Source organism: Paenarthrobacter sp. Y-19, assembly GCF_029223985.1.
GTDB classification, from domain to species: domain Bacteria; phylum Actinomycetota; class Actinomycetes; order Actinomycetales; family Micrococcaceae; genus Arthrobacter; species Arthrobacter nicotinovorans.
On the sequence record NZ_CP119414.1, the window covers coordinates 253,599 to 274,852 of the forward strand.

Below are 21,254 nucleotides of genomic sequence, written 5' to 3' on the forward strand. Positions count from 1 at the left end.
TTTTCTGCTGGTTGGGACCGCGGCCGGCACTGTCATTCAGTTGCTGACGGTGCCGGCCGCGGAGTTCTACTTCAGGAGGTCCTGGATCTGCTTCTTGGCATCGGCCAGGAGGGCTGAGGTGTCGCCACCGGCCACGGCCTTCTGCAGCAACGGGATCAGGACGGTATCAACGATCTGCTGCCACTTGGCGGTGGCGGGCCGGGTGGCCGTGGCCTGGCCGTTGAGGGTCTCGATCAGCGGCTTGAAGCTCTCGTAACCGGGCTGGTCCTGGTACTTCTGGAAGGCGCTGATCCGGGAGGCCAGACCGAGCTTGGATTCGATTCCCTTGTCGTTGTAGTCATAGGCGCACTTGACGAACTTCTTGGCGGCGTCCGTGTTCTTGGTTGCCTTGGGAACGGACAGGTACCACGGGCCCGGAACGCCTGCGACGCCGGCGCTGCCGCCAATCATTGCTGCGGCTCCCACCTTTCCTGCCACCGGGGCATCGGCGGGAATCTGGCGGTAGGCGTGGGCCCAGAAGCGGGTCATGGCCGTCTTGCCCTGGTTGAACAGGTTTTGTGCTGCTGCCCAGTCAACCTGCGCTGCACCGCTCGGGGCATCCTTGGCCAAGCTCACGTAGAAGTCCAGGGCTTCCTTGTGGGCGGCGTTGTCGATGACCACATTGTTGTCCTTGTCCAGGACCATGGGGGAGCCCGCCTGAAGGACGTGGGCCAGCCATTCAGTTTCCACGGCGCCCTTGACGTCCGTGCCGTACATGCCGTCCTTGGTGAAGAACGCGGAAATGTCCTGGTACTGCTTCCACGTCTTGGGGGCGGCGAGCTCGTAACCGTACTAGGCTTGGAAGTCAGCCTTGTTCTTGGCGTCCTCGAACAGGTCCTTGCGGTACAGGATGATCTCGGCATTGGTCCAGGCCGGCATGCCGATGAAGTGGCCATCCACGTTGGCTTCTTTGACGAGGGCCGGGAAGATGTCCTTCTTGACGTCGTCCGTGAAGAGTTCGTCCAGGGGCTGCACGGCGTCCTTGAAGCTGGGAAGCCATACGGAGTCGAGTGCGGCAACGTCGAAGGAGACGTTGCCGGAGGAGAACTCGCTGGAGAGGCGGTTGAACATGCCGTCGTAGGGGAGTTCGACGAAGTTCACGTCGATGCCGGCGTCCTTCTTGCACTGCTCGGCTACGCCTGTCAGTTCGGCGTGGCCGCCGGCTTCAACCAGGACATTGATGGAGCTGGAGCCGCCCGATCCGCCTGAGGATGGTGCGGGACCGCCGGCGCCACAACCGGTGGCAACGAGTGCGACGGCGGTGCACAGCCCGCCGAGGGTGACGAGCTTGGAGATGGTGTTTCGAGTGGACATCGCTGTCGACTCACTTTCTCTTGAACGGAAATTGCAGAGAGATGGGGATTTCACGTCTTTGGCTTGAAAAATCGTTTTGCCAAAACGACTTGGCAACACCTTAGAGCTGGAAGTTCGGGAGTGTCAAGAGCCAATTGCGGCGCGCGGTCTTGCCAAAATTACTCCTCGGATTTTGTCGTTGACAGTGTTGTTCGATGCCACTTACTGTTTGTTCCGGCTCCCGATAAAACGATTTGGCATTTTTGGCATGGACGCCACGCTCACTACGCCATTGCCCGGACGCAGGAGTCCGGGCCAATGGGGCGGGGCCAATCAAGCAACACGAATGAACAAGGACCGGCAGGAGACCAATATGGAAATTGACGAGACGCTTGACGTGAAAAACACCAGTCGTCGGATGCTCGTCGGCGCTGGAGCCGTGGGCTCGCTGGCGGCCGCGCTAAGCCTGGGGATGTCCCCGAAAGCTGAAGCTGCGCAGGATGCGAAAGCCGGCCCCTTCAACTCGCCGAACACCTATGACGTCACAGCTTGGCGGATCAAGGGCCAGCCCAAGGTCACAGCTGAGTCGGATATCGGCGCCGTCATCAACGACATCATTGCCGACATCAAAAAGCGCCAAACGACGCCGGACACCAGGCCGGGAGCCGTGGTGATCATTCCCCCAGGGGACTACGACCTTCGCACCCAGGTGGTAGTGGACGTGGATTACCTCACCATCGCGGGCTTCGGCCATGGCTTCTTCTCCCGCAGCATCAAGGACAACGTGGACCCTACGGGATGGCTGAACCTCCAGCCAGGCGGCAGCCACATCCGCGTCCTGACGCCCCCATCCGCACCACAGGCATTCCTCGTGCGTCGGAGTGGCAGTCCGCGCCTGTCCGGAATCGTGTTCAGAGACTTCTGCCTGGACGGGGTCAATTTCACCCCGGACGGGAACAGCTACAGGAACGGGAAAACGGGCATCGAGGTCGCATCCGACAATGACTCCACCCATATCACCGGGATGGGATTCGTCTACCTTGAGCACGCCCTGATAGTTCGCGGCGCAGATGCCCTCCGGGTCCACGACAACATGATCGCCGAGTGCGGGAACTGCGTCGAACTAACTGGTGCCGGGCAGGCAACGATTGTCAGCGACAACCTGATGGGTGCAGGACCCGAGGGTGTGACGCTTCTGGCCGAAAACCACGAGGGCCTGCTTGTCACGGGGAACAACTTCTTCCCGCGAGGACGAAGCCTCATCGAGTTCAACGGCTGTAACCGCTGCTCCGTATCGTCGAACCGGTTTCAGGGCTTCTATCCTGGCATGATGCGCCTGCTGAATGGATGCAAGGAAAACCTCATCACGTCCAATCACTTCCGCAGGGGCACCGAGGGGTTCCCCCCTTTTATCAATCGCACAAACGGTCTCGATGACCTCTACGGCGTTCTCCATACGCTGGGAGACAACAACCTCATTTCAAACAACCTCTTCGCCTATGACGTCCCACCGAACAAGGTTGTCCCCGCAGGCGCCCAGCCAACCATCATCCTGATCGCGGGAGGGGACGGCAATGTCGTAGCCACTAATCACGTGGTCAGCAACGTGGCCACCCAGCACGTGGTTCTTGACGGATCCACCACCCATTCAAAGGTGCTCGACAGCGGATCCGCAACCACCATTACGTCCTACAGCCCGGACACGGCAATCCGGCCCACACCCTGACCCGGAAAGGAAGGCGCGGCTTTAAGTACGACGGCGGCTGGTCACCAAGGGCGACCACCCGCCGTCGAGCGTTTTTGTACAGCTAATGCCCCTAAGAACGCGTCTTAGGGGCATTAGCTGTACGAAAACTCCTAGTCCGCCTTCACCGCAAGGACCGGGCAGTCCGCTTCCAGGAGGATGCGCTGGGAAACGCTGCCCATGATGAGCTTGCCTACCGGGCTGCGCCGGCGGAGGCCGATCACGATCAATCCGGCGTCGTGCTCGTCGGCAGCATCAAGCACCTCGGCCGCTGCGTCATGACCGCGGATGGGTTGCTTGATGATGTGCTGGATGCCGTGCTCAGCCAGCCGGTCCTCGATGCTCTGGATCTCCGGCTCCTGGGCATAACGGTTGTCTACCAGGGCGTCGCCCTTGGAGGAATTGATGACCAGCAGGGTGTCGTTGCTCTTCTTGGCCTCGGCGATGGCCTGCGTCAGTGCTGCTTCGCCTTCTGGTGTGGGGACGTATCCCACCACGATGGTCATGGTTTCTCCTGCCGATGGTGTGCGGGCGTGGTTGGTTCGGTCTTCGTGGTTGAAGGCGTCGCCGGGGTCTGCGGCTCATCCTGGTCCGAAAGCATGGACGGCCCTGTAAGAGCTGCCGTCGGACGGTTCCGCCGGATGAGCTTGAGGACCAGCGGCCAGGCCAGGATGATGCCGATGATGACGTAAATACCGACGGCGATCGGCTCGCTCCAGAGCCCGGCCGGGTCGCCTGCACTGAGCTGCAGGGTCTTGCGGAGCTGGCCTTCCAGTCGCGGGCCCAGGATAACGCCAAGAATGAGCGGCAGGACGGGGAGTCCGAAGCGGCGCATCATGAACCCCAAAGCACCCAGTATCAGCAGGATCACCAGGTCGAATGCCTGGAGATTCACCGAGTAGGCGCCCAACGTGGCGAAGAACAGGATGCCTGCGTACAGGTACGGGCGGGGCAGTTGCAGCAGCTTCGCCCACAACGGTGCCAGAGGCAGGTTGATCAGCAGAAGGAGCAGGTTGCCGATGAACAGGCTCGCGATCAGCGCCCACACCAGTGGTCCCTGGCTCGAGAAGAGCTGCGGGCCGGGCTGGATGCCGTAGGACGTGAACGCTGCCAGCATCACTGCCGCGGTTGCGTTGGTGGGCAGGCCGAGGGCCAGCATGGGAGTGAGGGTACCGGCGGCGGCTGCGTTGTTCGCAGCTTCCGGACCCGCCACGCCTTCGATGGCTCCATGGCCGAACTCTTCGGGGTGCTTGCTGAGGCGCTTCTCGGTGACGTAGCTCAGGAACGTGGGGATTTCCGCTCCGCCTGCCGGCAAAGCCCCGAACGGGAAACCGAAAACCGTGCCGCGAAGCCATGGCTTCCAGGAGCGTTGCCAATCCTTCTTGCCCATCCAGGGACGGCCAACGGGAATGACATGCAACGGGGTGCGGCGCAGGTGTGCCGCCACCCAGAGGGCCTCGCCCACCGCGAAGATGGCCACAGCCACCACCACAATGTCCAAACCGTCGGACAACAGCGGCTGGCCAAACGTGAGCCGGCTCTGGCCCGTAACGGAGTCCAGGCCCACCAAACCGATGGCCAGTCCCAGGCCGAGGGAGGCGAAGCCGCGCAACCGCGACGACCCCAGTACCGCAGTGACAGCCAGCAGGGCCAACATCATGATCGCGAAGTAGCTGGGGGAGCCCAGGCTGACCGCGAACTTCACAACGATCGGTGCGCAGACCGCAAGGAGGGTAGTGCCAATGGTGCCTGCCACGAACGAGCCGATGGCCGCCGTCGCGAGGGCTTGCGCCGCCCGCCCCGCCTTGGCCATCTTGTTGCCTTCGATGGCCGTCACCACGGACGACGATTCGCCGGGAGTATTCAGCAGGATGGAGGTGGTGGAGCCGCCGTACATTCCGCCGTAGTAGATACCGGCGAACATGATGAAGGCGCTGGTGGGTTCAAGTGCGTACGTGACAGGGAGCAGCAGGGCAACGGTCATGGCCGGACCGAGCCCGGGAAGGACACCTACAGCGGTGCCGAGGATGACGCCGATCATGGCGTACATGAGGTTCAAAGGAGTGAGGGCGGTGGAGAACCCGTCCATCAAGGAGGACCAGACGTCCATCAGAGGATTCCTTCCAGGAGTCCGGCCGGCAGCGCAATGCCCAGGCCGAGGTAGAAGCCGTAGAAGGTCAGCAGGGAAAGTGCCACGGAGATGAGTCCGTCACGGACATAACGGCGGCTTCCGAGGGCCAGGACGCTGCCCCAGAAAAGCACCGTGCCGGAGATGACCCAACCAGCCCAATCGATCAGCAGGATGTTGAGCAGGAAGGCTCCCGCCAGCGGCAGGACGGTCTTCCAATCGGCAGGGTGCGCCAGGTCCACATCCTCGCCGCCTTCGGCCTCGCCCCTGCCGCCACGGAGGACATTGATTGCAAGCAGAACAGCGCAGGCCACCAGGAGTCCGGCAACGATGAACGGGACAGTCTTTGGACCCACCGGGTCCGATTTCGAGTACGGGGTTACCAGGCCGTTGGCGTCCAGGAAGACCAGGACTCCGACCACGCCGAGCAGGAGGGCGACCCCCAGCTCGGCGCGGCCTTTCAAGCCTGTTGCTGGAGAGCTCACGCCAAGCCAAGCTTGGTGAGGACGTCCGCCACCCGCTTGTCCTGGTCAGTCAGGAACGTCTGGAATTCGTCGCCGGTGACAAAGGCATCCGTCCAGCTGTGGGTCTTGAGTGCTTCCTTCCAACCGGCGGACTCGTGCATCTTCTCCAGCGCGGCGATCAGGGATTTCTTGTCGGCGTCGCTGATGCCCGGAGGGGCCACGACACCGCGCCAGTTGGTGAACACGAGGTCGATGTTGGATTCCTTGAGCGTGGGGGCGTCCACGCCGTCAAGCCGCTTCTCGCCGCTCGTGGCAAGGACACGGACCTCTCCGGACTTGATCTGTTCCAGGTACTCGCCTGCGCCGGAAGCTGCGAAGCCGAGCTTGTTGCCAAGGATGGCGGGAAGGAGGTCGCCACCGCCGTCGTAGGAGACAAAGTTGACCTTCGTGGCGTCGATGCCCACAGCGCCGGCCAACTGCATCGGCAGGAGGTGGTCCGGGCCGCCGGGCGAGGAGCCGCCGCCTACGGAGATCGACGCGGGATCTGCTTTCCACGCCTTCACCAGGTCATCGATGGTCTTGTAGGGGGAGTCCTTGCTGACCATGATGGCGCCCGGCTCTTCAATCAGCTTGGCCAAGGGCGTGGTGTCCGTCAGTTTCGATTGTGACTTGTTGGTGTAGCTGGCACCCACCACCCCCAGGCCCATGAGCATGGTCAGATCGCCGTTGCCCTTTTCGTTCACCACGCGGGCCAGGCCCACAGTGCCGCCTGCGCCTGCAAGGTTGAACACTTCAGTGTTGTTGGCGATCTTCTCATCGTCCAGGACCTTGGCCGCTGCCCGGGCGGTGGTGTCGTAGCCGCCACCGGGAGTGTTCGGAACCATGATCTGGAGGCCGGTGATGGGTCCGGCGGCAGCGCCGGAGCTTTCGGAACCAGTGGAGTTCTTGCCGGTGGCACCACAACCGGTGGCCATCAGGGCGAGGCCGGCGGCGACGGCGGCGACTCGCAATGCGCGGATCTGGCGCATGGTGTTCCTCTTCTCAGTTTTGAATTCTCTGCAGGGCGATCAACGTTGTGCCCCGTGAACTGATGCTAGGGGCCGCAGTGACGCCGATCACTCTTGTGTTCGCAGTGATCTTTAAGTTCATTGCGTTCACGGTCCTGGACGGTCCATCACGGCTCTGGGGTATAGTTCCGATACGCCACGCGGAGCGCCCCCAGACACCTCCGGACTCTGGCACCACCAAAGGAAACCACGCAGTGACTCGAAGAAGAGGAATGTCCCTTGCCGGGCAATACCTTGTGCTGCAGTTGCTGATCGTCCTGGCGGTGCTGGTGGCGGTGGTCGCCATCTCCCTGGCGCAGTCGGCCGCCGCGTTCGAACGGACTGAGGGCAGGCGGGCGTTGTCGGCAGCCGAAGCCCTGGGCAACAACCCCACCGTACGCGCGCTGCTCCCCACGGCGGAACCGCGCGGCGGTTCGGCGCTTCCCGCCGTCGCCGAATCCGTCAGGACGGTCTCGGGTTCAGCGCACGTGGCCCTGGCAAAACTGGACGGCACAGTCATCACGGCCTCGGACCCCGGACTGATCGGCCGGCCCTTGCCACTGGGAGAGAGCCGGGTGATGGAAGGAAGAGCCTGGACCGGCGTCGTCACCAGCAACAACGTGACAGTGCTGTCCGCCCACGTGCCGGTAATCGACGACTCCGGGCAGATGATCGGCATCGCATCCATCAGCCGCAACTACCCGTCCACCCTGGAAAGACTCGGCGACGCCGTTCCCAACCTCCTCACCTACCTGGGCGTGGCCAGCGTCCTGGGGGTGGCGGGTTCGCTTCTCCTGTCCCGTCGCGTCAAACGGCAAACCCTCGGCATGGAACCGCGGGAGATCACCGGACTGGTGGAAAACCGCGAAGCCATGCTGCAGGGCCTCAAGGAAGGTGTTGTGGCGTTGGACCCCCATGAGCGGATCACGGTGGCCAACCAGAGCGCCCGACAGTTGCTCGGATTGCCCGACGACTGCGTAGGCAGGAAGCTGCGCTCCCTCCCCGTGGAATCCGCCCTGAAAGTGGTGCTGACCCGCGAACAGTCGGACCCGGACCAACTGGTGCTGGTAGGGGAGCGGCTGGTGGTGATGAACCGGGTGGCGCTGCGCTCGCACGGGCGCGACATCGGTTCTGTGACCACCCTGAGGGACCGCACCGAGTTGTCCTCCCTTGAGAGCGAACTTGGTGCCACCCGTACGGTAACGGACACCCTCCGCGCGCAGGCCCACGAGTTCGCCAACCAGCTCCACGTCATTTCGGGCCTCATCCAGATCGGCGAGTACGATTCCGTGGTGCAGTTCGTCAACGGTGCCACCGTGGAGCGGACCCGGCTCAACGACGACGTGACCCGGCGGATCGAGGATCCCGCGCTCGCTGCCCTGCTGATCGCCAAGGCCAGCCTGGCCACTGAGCGCGGCGTCGAGTTGAAACTGGACCCCCGGTCCGCGCTTCCGCGCGTCAAGGACGAACTGTCCCGGGACATCACCACCGTGGTGGGCAACCTCGTGGACAACGCGTTCGACGCCGTCACTGGCCTCGCCGGGGCATCGGTCCGCGTGCTCGTGGAGGACTCGCCGGACGGTGTCGCGGTCACTGTCCAGGACAACGGCCCGGGAGTGCCCGCCGGTTCTGCCGAGGAGATCTTCCAACAGGGCTACTCCACCAAGGAACCGGGACCGGGGGATGCCCGGGGCTTCGGCTTGGCGCTTTCGCGGGTCATCTGCCGGCGCAGCGGGGGCGAACTGACCGTGGCCAACGACGACGGTGCAGTGTTCACCGCACGATTCAGCAAAGGGGCTCACCACAAGTGATCAAGGTCTTGATTGTCGATGACGACTTCATGGTGGCCAAGGTTCATGCCGGGTTCATCCAGCGAAGCCCCGGTTTCGGGGTGGTGGGTGTTGCCCACACCGGCGCACAGGCCTTGGCGGAAACGCGTAGGCTGCAACCCGATCTTGTGCTCCTGGACATCCACCTCCCGGACATCAACGGCCTTGACCTCATGCACCAGTTGCGGGACGTTGCCCCGGACCTCGACGTGCTGGTGATCAGTGCAGCCCGCGAGGTTGAGACCGTGCGCAAAGCCCTCCGCGGCGGCATCGTCCACTACCTGATCAAGCCCTTTTCCCAGTCCGATCTTCAGGAACGGCTGGAGCACTACCTCAGCGCCTACCAGGGGCTGGATGCTTCCAAGGTCGAGGCTGAACAATCCGACGTGAACAGGGTCTTTGGGTTGGGTGTTTCCGAGCGGACCCTGCCGAAGGGCTGCAGCGTGGAGACCCTGGAACTGGTGGAGTCCGCGTTGAAATCAGCACCGGGTGATTTGTCAGCCGCTGAGCTTGCCGAACAACTCGGGACCTCCCGTGTCAGTGCCCGCCGCTACCTTGAGTACCTCCACGACGAAGGCGCCTTGGACGTTCGACTCAAGTACGGCGTCGGACGTCCCGAAAGGCGCTATGTGCTGAAGGGGCGGTGAGGCCAAACCAGCCCTGGCCGGGTTCAAGCCCTGCTGCCCCTAAACCCCGACCGTCTTCAGGTAGCTCCGGATGCCATCGACCACCAGTTGGTGGTCCTCGTCGGAGCTGAGGCCGGACACCGTCACAGCCCCGATCACACCTGCACCACGCACGCGGAGAGGGAAGGAACCACCCGCCAGGGTGTAGTCCTCGTGGGCCAGCCACCCGTTGCCCAGGGGGCTGTGGGTACGGGAGGCAAACAGCTCGGTCAACAGTGCCGTGCTGTGCTCGAAACGCAGCACCGAAGCTGACTTCCGGCGGATCCACTCTTCCTGGTCCGCCGTCGCGCCGGGCAGGACGCAGCGGAAGAGCACGATGTTGTGCCGGCGGATGTCGATGGCAACCCCGAACTCCGAACTGATGGCATGATTGGCGATCAACGAACCAAGGCGCCAGGCGTCATGGTGATCGAACGAAGCAAAGACCAGTTCTTCTTCCTGCCGGCGAAGCTCGGCGAGGCGTGGGGATTCAGTCACGGTGGTTTCCTTCCGGGGCGGCATCAGCGTCGTAGCTCAGCCCGATCTGGCGGCGGATCTCATCCATGGCAGCCATGATGGAAACGCTCTCGTCCGGCGGAAGGATGGTGCCTGCGGTGGAACCTTCCCGGACCAGCCGCTCCAGCTCAGCTGCCTGGAACTGCATGCCGCGACCGTTCACGGGCTGCTCGTAGCGCTCACCCACGGAACCGTCGGCCGCATGAACGGTGAAGGGGACAGGGTTGTACCAGGTGTGTTCGACGTCGATCCAGCCTTCGGTTCCGATCACCATGGCCCGGTTGGCGCTTGCTGCGTCAAGTTCGCAGTCGACGATCGCCTGCGCACCGCCGTCGTAATCGAAAACCGCCGCAGTCTGGCGGTCGACGCCGGTAGCAGTCATGGCAGCGCTGGCCCTGATCGAGGCCGGCGTGCCCAGGATGTCGAACGCGAAGGAGACCGGGTAGACCCCCAGGTCCAGCAGTGCGCCGCCGCCCAGGGCGGGATTGTTGAGGCGGTGTGCCGGGTCCTTTGGGAGGTTCTGGTTGTGGCTGGCCACCACCTTGCGGACTTCGCCGATGGTGCCTGCGGCGATGATTTCCCGGAGACGGATCATGTGCGGCAGGAAACGGGTCCACATGGCTTCGAGCGCCACGAGCCCCTTTGATTCCGCGAGTCCTACAATGTCCCGGGCTTCACGGGCATTCATGGTGAACGACTTTTCCACCAGCACGTGCTTGCCGGCGTTCAAGGCCAAGAGGGCGTTCGCGTGGTGGAAGGGGTGCGGCGTGGCGATGTAGACGACGTCAACCAAGGGGTCGGCCACCAGGTCTTCGTAGCTGCCATGCGCGGTGGCGATCCCGAACTTTTCCGCGAAGGACCTGCTGGACTCTGCCGAACGCGAACCCACCGCCTGGACAGTGAAGCCGTTCTCCTTCAAATCCTGCGTTTGCAGCCCGGCTATGAATCCGGTGCCGAGAATGCCCCAGCGGATGGTTCCGTCGGAAGTACCGTTGCTTAGGGTCACTTAGTTAGTCCTTTGCAGAGTCAGTGAGCGGGTACGCCACATACGCAAAGCGCGCGGAGTCCGGCGACCAGCTGTTGACGTTGAGGGTACCTTGGCCACCGGAAAGTGGCCATGCTTGGAGTGGGGTGGTCCAGTCCTTGGTCGAAACAAGCACGACGTCGACGGGCAAGTCAGCGGGGTGTCCAACGGTACCGCCGGGGAACCGGATGTAGCTGGCGTAGTGGCCATCCGGGGACAGGTGGGGAAACCAGTCGACGGTGTCGGACTTCAGCAGCTGAGTAAAGTCGCTGCCGTCCGGTCGGATCCGTGCAAGCTGGGCATGCCCCGGAGTTGTTGAGAACGACTCCGTGTTCAGGTAGATCCATTGCCCGTCAGGCGAGTATTCGGGCCCGTCGCAGTGGCCTGAACCGACGTCGACCCGGGCGGCAGCGCCGCCGTCGGATGCCATGGTCATGAGCTTGCCGGGCTGCTTGAGGTCGCCGGCCTTAATTCCGACGTACGCGAGTTCCGTGCCGTCGGGGCTGGCGCCGTGGAGGAAATGGAAGGAGCCGTCGTCCTCGGTGATGCGGGTGGCAGGGCCGCCCTTGAGCAGTCCACGGTAGATATGGCCGTCGTTGGCGGAGAGGAAGATGCCGGTGCCGTCCGGTGCCAGGACGTGGTCGTTGTTGAGGTCTGGGATGCCACTGAGCGGGATTTGGGTCAGTTTCGCAGTGGAAGCGTCAAGACGCCACAGTTTCCCGTCCCCGTTCAGGATGAGGGCTGAACCGTCCATGGTCCAGTTCGGGGCTTCGAGGAGAATGTGGTCAGTGGCGTAGAGGGTTTCGCTGTGGCCCGTGACCGACGCGATCCGCACCTCGCAACGCTGGCCGGGTCGAAGGGTGCGGATCACGGTTGGCTCCTTGCCACTTTGGTGGGAGCTTTTGTACAGGTAACGCCCTGAAGAAGGCTTCTAAAGGGCGTTAGCTGTACAAAAACTCCGGAGGGTTAGTCCTGGCTGAAGGCGGCGTCGAAGCTGGTCTGGGAGGCGGGGAAATCGAACTTCTTGAGCGCGGCAAGGGCTTCGGGGGCGCCGTGCAGGCGGTCCATGCCGGCGTCTTCCCATTCCACGGAGATAGGTCCGTCGTAGCCGATTGCGGTCAGGGCGCGGAAGGACGATTCCCAAGGCACGTCGCCGCGTCCTGCGGAGACGAAGTCCCAACCGCGGCGCGGGTCGCCCCAGGGCAAGTGGGAGCCCATGACGGTGTTCCGGCCGGTGGGGCGGAGCTTGGTGTCCTTGCAGTCCACGTGGTAGATCCGGTCCTTGAAGTCCCAGATGAAGGACACGGGATCGATGCCCTGCCACATGAAGTGCGACGGGTCCCAGTTCAGCCCGAAAGCTGGACGGTGGCCTATCGCTTCGAGGGTCCGGACGGTGGTCCAGTAGTCGTAGGCGATCTCACTCGGGTGGACTTCGTGGGCGAAGCGGACCCCGCATTCGTCGAAGACGTCCAGGATGGGGTTCCAGCGGTCGGCGAAGTCCTGGTAGCCGGCCTCGATGACTTTCTCGGGGACAGGCGGGAACATGGCGACGTATTGCCAGATGGAGGAGCCGGTGAACCCCACCACGGTGTCCACGCCGAGCGCTTTTGCGAGGCGGGCGGTGTGTTTCATTTCTTCGGCAGCGCGTTGGCGGACGCCTTCGGGGTCGCCGTCGCCCCACACCTTGGACCCAACGATCGCCTCGTGGCGGAAGTCGATGGGGTCATCGCAGACGGCTTGGCCTTTGAGGTGGTTGGAGATGGCCCAGACCTTGAGGTTGTACTTTTCCAGGATGGCGAGTTTGGACTCGACGTAGCCGGGTTCGTCCCAGCGCCAGGCGTCCAGGTGGTCTCCGGAGACGGCGATTTCCAGGCCGTCGTAGCCCCAGCCCGAGGCAAGGCGCGCGACTTCCTCGAAGGGGAGGTCGGCCCACTGGCCGGTGAACAGGGTGTACGGGCGGGGCATGTCAGGCTCCTTCGGTAGGGTTTGCGTGCAACTGGATCAGTGAGCTTTTGGCGGCTGCGGACTCTTCCACGGCGGCGAGGATGTGCTGGACGTTCAGGCCCTCTTCGAACGACGGCGATGGCTGGCTGCCGTCGCGAACGGCAAGGAGGAAGTCCCGGATCTGGTGGGTGAAGGTGTGTTCCCAGCCGATGATGTGGCCTTGCGGCCACCATGCTTCAAGGTAGGGGTGAACGGGCTCGTTGACCAGGATCCGTCGGAAGCCCTGCTCCCGGACCGGGACGGTGGCGTCCAGGAAGCCGAGTTCGTTCAGTGCCTCGAGGTCAAACAGGATGGTGCCTTTATCGCCGTAGATTTCGAGCTTGAGGGAGTTTTTCTGGCCCGTGGCCACGCGACTGACTTCAACGGAGGCGATTGCTCCGGAGGCGAGCGTCAGCGTTGCCCAGGCGGCGTCGTCGACCGTGACATCTTCCGGACCATCCGGTCCGGGGCGTCGGTCCACGAACGTCTGCAGGCGGCCGGAGACCTCGGTAACGGCATCGCCCAGAAGGAACAGGACCTGATCAATCGCGTGCGAAGCGATGTCGCCGAGCGCGCCGGAACCGGCGGTTTCCTTACGGAGGCGCCAGGTCATGGGGGATTGCGCGTCGGAGAGCCAGTCTTGGAGGTAGGCGGCACGGACGTGGCGGACGGTGCCGAGGCGGCCCTCGGCGATGAGTTCGCGGGCCAGTGCAAGGGCGGGGACGCGGCGGTAGTTGAAGCCGATCATGGACTGCACTCCGCGTTGGCGGGCTTTCGCGGCAGCGGCGGTCATCAGTTCGGCCTCGCCCAGTGTGTTGGCCAGCGGCTTCTCCACCAACACATGTTTGCCCGCTTCAAGGGCGGCGATGGCGATTTCCGCGTGCATCCAGCCCGGGGCGCAGATATCGATGATGTGGATGTCATCGCGTTCAATCACGGAGCGCCAGTCGGTGGCGGATTCGGCCCAGCCGTACTTGGCAGCGGCCTCGGCCACCTGGGTGGCGTCCCGGCCAACGAGCACTTTCTGCTCGAAGGCCGGGACGTCGAAGAAACTGGCCACATTCCGCCACGCATTCGAATGGGCCTTCCCCATGAAGGCATAGCCAATGGCGGCAACCCCCAGGGGGGCCTTATCCTCGCGGGAAGCCAGGCTGTCGGAAGGCAGGGACGAGTGTGTGGGCGTGCTCATGGTCAGGTTCCTCGCTGTTGCTGCGGACTTAGAGTGTGGCGGTTTCGGGAGCCCAGTCCTCAGGGACTGCCGCCGAGGCCGGCGCGTTGCTGGTGACATCCACGAACGTGCCCGATTCCACGGACTCGGCGATCGAGACCATGCTGTCCAATACGTGGTAAGCCAGATCGCCGGTGGCGCGGTGCGGAGTTCCGGCCCGGAGCGCCCGGGCCATGTCCAGCACACCCAGGCCGCGGCCGTTGGCGGGGCCGGTTGCGGCGATGATCTCGGGTTCTTCCGCGCCTGGACGCCAGAGCTTCAGCTCGCCGTCGAAATAGTTTGGGTCCGGCAGTGAGAGGGTCGCCTCAGTGCCGGTGATTTCCACGAAGCCCATCCGGAGGCGCGGCGACTCGAAGGAGAACACGCTGTGGCTGGACTGTCCGCCTTCGAACTGCGCCATCGCGGACACATGCGTGGGAACCTCGACGGCGAACTCCTCGCCGGCCTTGGGTCCGGAACCGATGACGCGGGTGGCCTTGGCGGAGGAGCCGACGGCGGCCACCTTGCGGACGGAGCCGAAGGTCTGGATCAGGGCCGTGAGGTAGTACGGACCCATGTCGAACAGCGGGCCGGCGCCGTGTTGGAACAGGAAGGCCGGGTTCGGGTGCCAGGATTCCGGACCCGGGGTCTGGAACGTAGTCATGCCGGTCAGTGGCGTGCCGATGTCACCGCGTTCAATGATGCGGCGCGCGGTCTGCAGGCCGGCACCTAGGAACGTGTCCGGTGCGGTTCCGAGGCGGATTCCCGCTGCATCTGCGGCCTTGAGGAGGCCCAGACCGGATTCACGGTCCAGCGAGAACGGCTTCTCAGTCCATACGTGCTTGCCCGCGTTGACGGCAGCCGTGGCTACCTCGACGTGCGCCGCAGGAATGGTCAGGTTCACAATGATTTCGACGTCGGGATGGTTCAGTGCCAGCTCCGGCGCGCCAAACTCGGCGATCCCGTATTCCTCGGCGCGGGCCTTGGCTGCCTCTTCGAACAGGTCGGCGATCACCAGGACTTTGACGTCCGGGAAGGTGGTGAGGTTATCCAGGTACTGCTTGCTGATGTTGCCCGCGCCGATGACGGCGACGCCTACGGGGCCCTTGCGGGTTGAGGGTGTGAAGCTCATGCCTTGGCCCCTGCCGATTCTGCGTTGAGGAATGCGAGGCTCTCCGTGATGCCCTGGAAGATGTCGCCCGAATAATCGTCGAACTCCACCACGCCCACTTCCAGGGACTTGGCAGCTGCGATGACATCCAGCACCGGAATGGTGCCCTGGCCGGCGGGCTGCTGGGCTTTGGTGTCGGTGTTGCCGGGGCCATCCTTGATGTGGATGAGCTTGACCCGGTCACCCAGGCGGGCCAGGAGTTCCACTGGGTCCTGGCCTCCGACGGCTGCCCAGTACGTGTCTACCTCGAGGACGAGTTCCGGATCCAGCAGTCCTTCGAAGTATTCAAGCGCAGTGGTGCCTTCGATGGTGGACTGTAGCTCCCAGGCGTGGTTGTGGTAACCAACCCGGATGCCGTACTCGGCGCCTTTCTTCGCGGCGGCGTTGAGCTTGGCTGCCGTGCCCTGGATGGTTTCCGCATCCTGCCAGTGCTCAGCCGGGAGGAACGGATCGATGACGGTGGTGATGCCCAGCTCTTTGGCGGCAGCGAAAATTTCGTCCTGGTCCTGTGACAGGAGCGGGGCGTGACCGGACGGAGCGGTCAGGCCGTTCTCCTTCAAAGCCTTGCCGAGTTCCGAAGCTGTGGCCACGAAGTTGTACGGCTCCACCTGCGTGTAGCCGATCTCAGCGACCTTCCTGATGGTTCCAGGCAGGTCCTCCTGGATGGCGTTGCGGAGGGTGTACAGCTGGAGTGAGTAAGACATGGGTTTCCTTTTCGGGAGTGGTTTTCCGGGAGTTCGGGGACTTGGCGCCAGTCTAATCAGCGGCCGGCCAGGGAGCCGCCGATTCCGCCAACGCTGAAGTACTTGTTCAGGGTGGCGAAAACAATGATCGGCGGCAGCATCATGACCACGGCCAGGGCCATGACGGATGTCCAGTCAGTGGCGTTTTGCTGGAAGAAGGATTGGACACCCATGGGCAGGGTGAAGATCTCGTTGGAACGGAGGAACACGATGGCTACCAGGTAATCGTTCCAGGCGAGCAGGAAGGCGAAGATCGCGGTGGAGAGGATGCCCGGCAGCGAGTTGCGGAGCACCACCTTGGTGAAGGATCCGAAGACTGAGCAGCCGTCAATCCATGAGGCTTCTTCAAGGCTGATGGGGATGGAGTCGAAGTAGGCGGCCATCATCCAGGTAGCCACGGTCATGGTGGAACCGACGTAGATGATGGTGATGCCCAGGAGGTTGTCCACCAGTCCCATGGCAGCGAAGAGGATGAAGAGGGGGACCACGGAGGTGATGATCGGCAGGGACTGCATGACGAACAGGAGCAGTGAGTAACCGGACACTGCCTTGGAACGTCCGCGGGAGAGGACGTAGCCGGCGGGAGCGGCCACCGCGACCGAAACCAGGACCGTGGACAGTGTGGTGACCAGGCTGTTCTGGAGCCAGGTGGCGGCGAGCGTCCCGTTGAACACGTTGGCCAGGTTCTCGAACGTGAAGCCTGTGGCGGTGCTGTTGGCTCCGGGAGTGAAGGCCAGGACCACAGTGACCATGATGGGGACCAGGACGATCACCGTGATGGCCAGGATCAGGGCGAACCTCCACCAGCGTCCGCGCATACCGGCTTCGGAGAGCACCCGGCGGGTTTTTCCGGAGTCGGTGATGCCCAGGGCGGGACCGGATTCGGGGTGGGCGTGAAGTACTGTGCTCATTATTCGACGCTCGACTTTCGGATCTGGCGGTACAGGATGACGGAAATGACCACCAGGGTCATGGTCATCAGGAAGGCGATGGCGACGCCGGGGCCGGTGGCGAAGTCCTGGAAGACCGTGCGGTAGGCAAGGACCACCAAGGAGGTGGTGGCACTGACGGGGCCGCCGCCGGTGAGCAGGTAGATGGTCGGGAAGTCATTGACGCAGAAGATCGTCATGAGGATCCACGAGATGTACGTGGAGCGGGCGATCAGCGGGAGCGTGATCTGCGTGAACTGCTGCCACTTGGAGGCGCCGTCCATACTGGCTGCTTCGTAGACGGTGGTGTCCACCGAGGCCAGTGCCGCGGAGATCATCATCATCATGAAGGGGAAAGAGACCCAGACCTTGAACACCATCACGGTGATGGATGCCAGTGTGGGGTCGGCCAGGAACAGCGGTGTCCCCAGTCCCAGCCCGCGGAAGATCGACGGGATCAGGCTGTCGGGGGTGGCCACCAACCAGTTCCAGGCGGTGGAGGAGACGACGATCGGCACGACCCACGGCAGGAGCAAGAGGACCTTGAAGGTATTGCCTGCGGGGATTCTGGTCCGCAGCAGCAGGGCCAGGCCCAGTCCTACCAGCCAGGAGCCGAAGACTCCGACAATCGTGAACCAGAGCGTGAACTGTGCAGCTTTCCAGAACGCGGGGGAGGACAGGACGCTGGCGAAGTTCTCGCCGCCCACGAAGTTGCCCGTCTGGAGGAGGTCGCCGTCGTGGGTGGCCTGTACCGCGGCGTGGATCAGCGGGTAGCCGTGGATCAGGACCAGCAGCACCACCGAAGGCAGCAACAGCCAGAAGAAAGTACGGGTGGTCTGCGCGCTGAGTTTGCTCTTGCGTTTGCCGGGGCCGGCCCCCGAGCCGCCGGGGGCCACTCCCCGGCGGGCCCGGGACAGGCCCGATGTTGCAGTAGTTGATGACATGGCAGAGGTACCGTTCTACTTCTTCAAGACCGATTCGAGGCCGGACTGGAAGGCCTGCAGGGCGCTCTTGGCATCAGCTGCCTGGCCGGTAAGGATCGACTGGCTGAACTGGTTCAGCGCCTGGCCGCCGTCAAGGGCTGCGAGGTTTGCGTTGAGCGTGCTGCCCTGGGCTGCGAAGGTCTTGGCGATCGGCTGCCAGTCCTTGACGATCTTGACGTTGTTGGGGTCGTCGGCAAACTCGGGCAGCTCGGTGATCGACTTGAAGACGGGCAGTGCGGACATGAGCTTCTGCTTCCACAGTTCCTTGAGCTGGCCCAGGTAGTACACGAGGAACTCTTCCGAGGCTTCCTGCGACGGGGTGTTCTTGTACATCATGATGTTGTTCGGGAACACGATGGTTGCCTTGTCACCGTGCGGACCGGTGATGGGGTCGGCCACCAGCAGGTCTCCGGAGGTGTCGCCGACGCGTTGCGGCACGTTGACCTGGAACAGGCCGAAGCCGGCCTTGCCGTCCTTCCACTGTGCTGACATGTTGTCCGTTGTGTAGCTGACGGCTGCGGGATCCACGATGCCGTTGGAGACAAGCTCGCGGACGAATTCGATGGCTTCCACGTTGCGGTCGTTCAGGAGGTCCAGCTCGCCGTCCTTGTTCCAGACACCGCCGCCGTTGTTGACCATCATCATGATCATCGAGTGGTTGCCGTAGTTGTTGCCCGAACCGGCGCCCGTGGCGAAGCCGAACGCGCCGACCTTCTTCAGCGCCTTGCCGGCTTCAAGCAGTGACGGCCAGTCGGTGGGCAGCGACACGCCCGCCTTCTCGAACAGGGACTTCCGGTACCAGAACACGCGCATGTCCAACTGCCACGGCACGGCGACGTATCCCTTGTCGGACTTGAACGGGTCCAGCACGCCGGGCAGGAAGTCATCGAACTGACCGTTGGACTTCAGCTTTTCAATGACTTTGTCGGCGTACGCGATCTGGCCCTGCTGCTCGAACTGGAAGGCCTGGAAGCCGCCGCCGGTGGAAACGGCCGGGCCGGTCTTGGAAGCGATGGCCGAGGAGAACGTCTGGTAGAAGTTGTTCCACTGGATGATCTGGTAGTTGGCCTTGGCGTTGTTCGCGCCGGAGAAGCCTTCTGCGATCTTCTTGGCGGATTCGTTGTAGGCGGGGGTGGCCCACGGCATGTCCCAGAACTTGACCGTTCCACCAGCGCCGCCACCTCCGCCTTGGGTAGCCGAGCCTCCGCCGCAGGCTGCCAGCAGCGGCACGGAAGCGGCCGCCGCGGACAGGCCGAGGAAATTGCGGCGGGAGAAGGACCGGGTGGCTGCGGACTGAACATTCATAGTGATTCCTTTCGGGACCGGCGACGCTGTGCGTTGGTTTGCCGGTCCAGCTCAACTTTGAGTAGGGCAACGGATACTGAATGGCTGGTGGAACGGAGGTGCTGGTGTTTCAGGTGAGGGTTGCGATGGATTCCGAAACCGCAGCGAACTGCTGCAGATCCGAGGGGAGGGTGCCGGCGTCGAGGTGTTCCTTGAGCCGGCGCCAGGTGGCGCGGTGAGCGGATTCGTAGATCGTTGGCAGAAGCAGTTCACCGTGTGGACCGGTGACTTTCACGGTGGCCGGCCAGGCAGCCACCGGATCCGGCAGCGAAACGGCGGCGCCGCCGTCGTCCGTCAGCATGGTGACGGTGACGCTTGCGGCCCGGGCGTTGGAAAGGATGCCCTGCAGGGCCACCGGTGCGCCGTTGGCGAGTACCGCCGTCGCGGTGTAGCCGTGCGGCCTGCGGTCCAGGAGCCTGAGGTTTCCCAACGGTCCGGTGAGACGCACGACGGCGGCAAGTTGGTCCGCGAGCAACGCGCCGCTGTCGGTTCCCACCGGAGCGGTGGCGACGACGTCGAGGACTACGGCGCGGCCGGCCATGGACCGGACTGCGTCCTCGGCTGCCGCGGTGGCCGGGTTGGACGCCCAACGTTGGTCGAGGACCACGGCCGAATTGTGCCGTGCTGCCGTCTCTGTGAGCTCGTTGACGTTTTCGGGTGAAGGGTTGACCACCACGATGCCGCGGGCTCCCGCACTGATGGCTTCCACGGCGTGCCGGGTCCAGTCGGGCTGTCCGGCGATGACCTGGACGTCGGCGCTGTTTTCATCCGCGGTCGGGCAGAACGATTCGGGCAGGGAAGCCACTGCCAAGGCAACGGCGCCTGCTTTCTGCGCCTCGGGTGTGGCCTGGACTGTGTAGTGCTCGAAGGCGGCGGCGCTCATGCGTGGACTCCTTCGGAGACTGCGGGCTGTACTGCCGTCCGGCGATCAAGGGTGGCCACCGTGGCCTCGGCGATGTCCAGCGCGAACGTGAGGTCGTCAATCAGGGTTTGGGCCGACGGCGGCTGCTTGGTGCCGGCGGCGAGGGCCGCGAGTTCGCGCCATTCCCCTTCGTAACCGTTGTGCTCAAAGGGGCCAAGGATGGTTTTCTGCGACCCGCGGGAGAACGTTGCCACCGCTGAGCCGGCCTGGACGTACGACGGGGTGAAGTCGATGCGGAGGGACTCGTCGTCGGACAGGGCTTCGAAGCTCCATTCGGGCTTCCAGGTGTTGTTCATGGCTGCGCGGAGCTCAATGGTCCGGGTGGGGGTCCGGAGGGAGATGACGTAGCCGAACGGGCGGACATGGCGTGCTTCAAGCACTTCGATGTCCTTGAAGTCCGGCGTGAACCTGCGGATCAAGGGGAGGTCGTGGATGGCGAGCCCCATGACCCCGCCGCGGAGTGCGCCTTTGATGACCTCGGGGTCCGAGTAGTCGGGGGCACCGCCGGCGGGACGGGTGATGATCTCTGTGGCAAAGTCCTCAAACCGTGAGTTGGGCGGGAGGACGATGGAGGAACGGATCGTGTGTGCCTTCTCCGGAAGCTCGCCCCAGTTGTTCCGGGCGGCGAGCCAGCCGGGATCGAAGGTGTGCATGGCGCCCACGATGATCGGTACTCCGGTTGCCGCGCTGACGGCGGAGATGCGGGCAGCTTCTTCGGCGTTCATGGCGAAGGGCTTCTCGCAAAGGACAGCCTTCTTGCCGGCGTGGCATGCTGCGATGACCTGCTCGGCGTGGAACTGGTGGGGGCTGCAGATGGCCACGATGTCCACGTCCGGGTCACCCAGAAGGGCGTCGATGCTGGTGCTGTGGGTGGCGCCAACGCGGGCGGCAACGGACTCAGCCACCTTGGGGTCGACATCCATGATGTGGCGGACAGACAGGATGTGGCCCAACCGCGCCAAGGATGGCAGGTGGATGGCCTGGGTGACCGGGCCGGCGCCGAGGATGCCAACATTCAGGATTCGGGTGGCGTCTGTAGGGCTGGACAAGTTCAGTTACCTCTTCGTAAGCGGACTGGCGCATGAGCGGAACGGGAGGGATCGATGCTGTGGATCCCTGACATCGAGCGTCGTGATGTGCTGCTCATCACAACCTAGGGGGACTTTTGTCGATCGTCAAGCAAAAGTTGAAATATGGCCGACAAACTTTCATTGCATGACATGC

General features: G+C 63.6%; 19 protein-coding genes and 1 pseudogene. 3 read left to right on the top strand and 17 right to left on the bottom strand.

What is annotated here, in order from left to right:
• Positions 1-66: 66 nt before the first annotated feature.
• Positions 67-1,353: pseudogene (locus PYR64_RS21715) on the bottom strand (sugar ABC transporter substrate-binding protein).
• A 352-nt stretch (positions 1,354-1,705) separates the two neighbouring features.
• Here PYR64_RS21715 and PYR64_RS01255 point away from each other — a divergent pair.
• Positions 1,706-3,058, top strand: coding sequence for a NosD domain-containing protein (locus PYR64_RS01255; RefSeq protein ID WP_275777853.1), 1,353 nt, complete (start codon positions 1,706-1,708; stop codon positions 3,056-3,058).
• A 131-nt stretch (positions 3,059-3,189) separates the two neighbouring features.
• Here PYR64_RS01255 and PYR64_RS01260 read toward each other — a convergent pair whose 3' ends face one another.
• Genes PYR64_RS01260 through PYR64_RS01275 form a run of 4 tightly spaced genes read right to left on the bottom strand, consistent with a single transcriptional unit; the run spans position 3,190 to position 6,696 of the window.
• Positions 3,190-3,582, bottom strand: a complete 393-nt coding sequence (locus PYR64_RS01260; RefSeq protein WP_018778057.1) for a universal stress protein — start codon at positions 3,580-3,582, stop codon at positions 3,190-3,192.
• On the bottom strand, positions 3,579-5,186 hold the full coding sequence (locus PYR64_RS01265; protein ID WP_055976971.1) for a tripartite tricarboxylate transporter permease: 1,608 nt from the start codon (positions 5,184-5,186) through the stop codon (positions 3,579-3,581). The genes PYR64_RS01260 and PYR64_RS01265 overlap by 4 nt, the downstream gene beginning before the upstream one ends.
• Positions 5,186-5,689: a tripartite tricarboxylate transporter TctB family protein gene (locus PYR64_RS01270; protein ID WP_039239631.1), complete on the bottom strand. Its 504-nt coding sequence runs from the start codon at positions 5,687-5,689 to the stop codon at positions 5,186-5,188. The genes PYR64_RS01265 and PYR64_RS01270 overlap by 1 nt, the downstream gene beginning before the upstream one ends.
• Positions 5,686-6,696, bottom strand: coding sequence for a tripartite tricarboxylate transporter substrate-binding protein (locus tag PYR64_RS01275; protein ID WP_018778054.1), 1,011 nt, complete (start codon positions 6,694-6,696; stop codon positions 5,686-5,688). Before PYR64_RS01275 ends, PYR64_RS01270 begins: the two co-directional genes overlap by 4 nt.
• Positions 6,697-6,947: 251 nt before the next feature.
• On the opposite strand from PYR64_RS01275, the gene PYR64_RS01280 reads away from it, so the two are divergent.
• On the top strand, positions 6,948-8,525 hold the full coding sequence (locus PYR64_RS01280) for a sensor histidine kinase (protein ID WP_018778053.1): 1,578 nt from the start codon (positions 6,948-6,950) through the stop codon (positions 8,523-8,525).
• Positions 8,522-9,190, top strand: a complete 669-nt coding sequence (locus PYR64_RS01285; RefSeq protein WP_018778052.1) for a response regulator — start codon at positions 8,522-8,524, stop codon at positions 9,188-9,190. Before PYR64_RS01280 ends, PYR64_RS01285 begins: the two co-directional genes overlap by 4 nt.
• 39 nt (positions 9,191-9,229) lie before the next feature.
• Here PYR64_RS01285 and PYR64_RS01290 read toward each other — a convergent pair whose 3' ends face one another.
• The 12 genes from PYR64_RS01290 to PYR64_RS01345 form a co-directional block, all read right to left on the bottom strand.
• Positions 9,230-9,706, bottom strand: coding sequence for a heme-degrading domain-containing protein (locus tag PYR64_RS01290; RefSeq protein WP_210077426.1), 477 nt, complete (start codon positions 9,704-9,706; stop codon positions 9,230-9,232).
• Positions 9,699-10,730, bottom strand: a complete 1,032-nt coding sequence (locus tag PYR64_RS01295) for a Gfo/Idh/MocA family oxidoreductase (protein WP_275777855.1) — start codon at positions 10,728-10,730, stop codon at positions 9,699-9,701. Before PYR64_RS01295 ends, PYR64_RS01290 begins: the two co-directional genes overlap by 8 nt.
• Positions 10,731-10,734: 4 nt before the next feature.
• Positions 10,735-11,619 (bottom strand): biopolymer transporter Tol, encoded by an 885-nt coding sequence (locus PYR64_RS01300; protein WP_275777856.1) that lies wholly within the window; start codon positions 11,617-11,619, stop codon positions 10,735-10,737.
• A gap of 95 nt (positions 11,620-11,714) precedes the next feature.
• The gene (locus tag PYR64_RS01305; protein WP_079581596.1) at positions 11,715-12,713 is read right to left on the bottom strand and encodes a sugar phosphate isomerase/epimerase family protein; all 999 of its coding nucleotides are present in this window, start codon (positions 12,711-12,713) and stop codon (positions 11,715-11,717) included.
• Between the two features lies 1 nt (position 12,714).
• Positions 12,715-13,920 (bottom strand): Gfo/Idh/MocA family oxidoreductase, encoded by a 1,206-nt coding sequence (locus PYR64_RS01310; RefSeq protein ID WP_275777857.1) that lies wholly within the window; start codon positions 13,918-13,920, stop codon positions 12,715-12,717.
• Between the two features lie 28 nt (positions 13,921-13,948).
• Positions 13,949-15,070 carry a Gfo/Idh/MocA family oxidoreductase gene (locus PYR64_RS01315; RefSeq protein ID WP_055976951.1) on the bottom strand — a complete coding sequence of 374 codons (1,122 nt, stop codon included), beginning with the start codon at positions 15,068-15,070 and terminating at the stop codon, positions 13,949-13,951.
• Positions 15,067-15,813: a sugar phosphate isomerase/epimerase gene (locus PYR64_RS01320; protein WP_018778045.1), complete on the bottom strand. Its 747-nt coding sequence runs from the start codon at positions 15,811-15,813 to the stop codon at positions 15,067-15,069. The genes PYR64_RS01315 and PYR64_RS01320 overlap by 4 nt, the downstream gene beginning before the upstream one ends.
• A gap of 56 nt (positions 15,814-15,869) precedes the next feature.
• Positions 15,870-16,763, bottom strand: a complete 894-nt coding sequence (locus tag PYR64_RS01325) for a carbohydrate ABC transporter permease (RefSeq protein ID WP_018778044.1) — start codon at positions 16,761-16,763, stop codon at positions 15,870-15,872.
• Complete coding sequence (locus tag PYR64_RS01330) at positions 16,763-17,725, bottom strand: sugar ABC transporter permease (RefSeq protein WP_018778043.1); 963 nt, start codon at positions 17,723-17,725, stop codon at positions 16,763-16,765. Before PYR64_RS01330 ends, PYR64_RS01325 begins: the two co-directional genes overlap by 1 nt.
• Positions 17,726-17,740: 15 nt before the next feature.
• Positions 17,741-19,069, bottom strand: coding sequence for an extracellular solute-binding protein (locus tag PYR64_RS01335; protein WP_018778042.1), 1,329 nt, complete (start codon positions 19,067-19,069; stop codon positions 17,741-17,743).
• A 109-nt stretch (positions 19,070-19,178) separates the two neighbouring features.
• Positions 19,179-19,991 carry a hypothetical protein gene (locus tag PYR64_RS01340; protein WP_275777859.1) on the bottom strand — a complete coding sequence of 271 codons (813 nt, stop codon included), beginning with the start codon at positions 19,989-19,991 and terminating at the stop codon, positions 19,179-19,181.
• On the bottom strand, positions 19,988-21,079 hold the full coding sequence (locus tag PYR64_RS01345) for a Gfo/Idh/MocA family oxidoreductase (protein WP_275777860.1): 1,092 nt from the start codon (positions 21,077-21,079) through the stop codon (positions 19,988-19,990). The genes PYR64_RS01340 and PYR64_RS01345 overlap by 4 nt, the downstream gene beginning before the upstream one ends.
• Positions 21,080-21,254 lie beyond the last annotated feature (175 nt).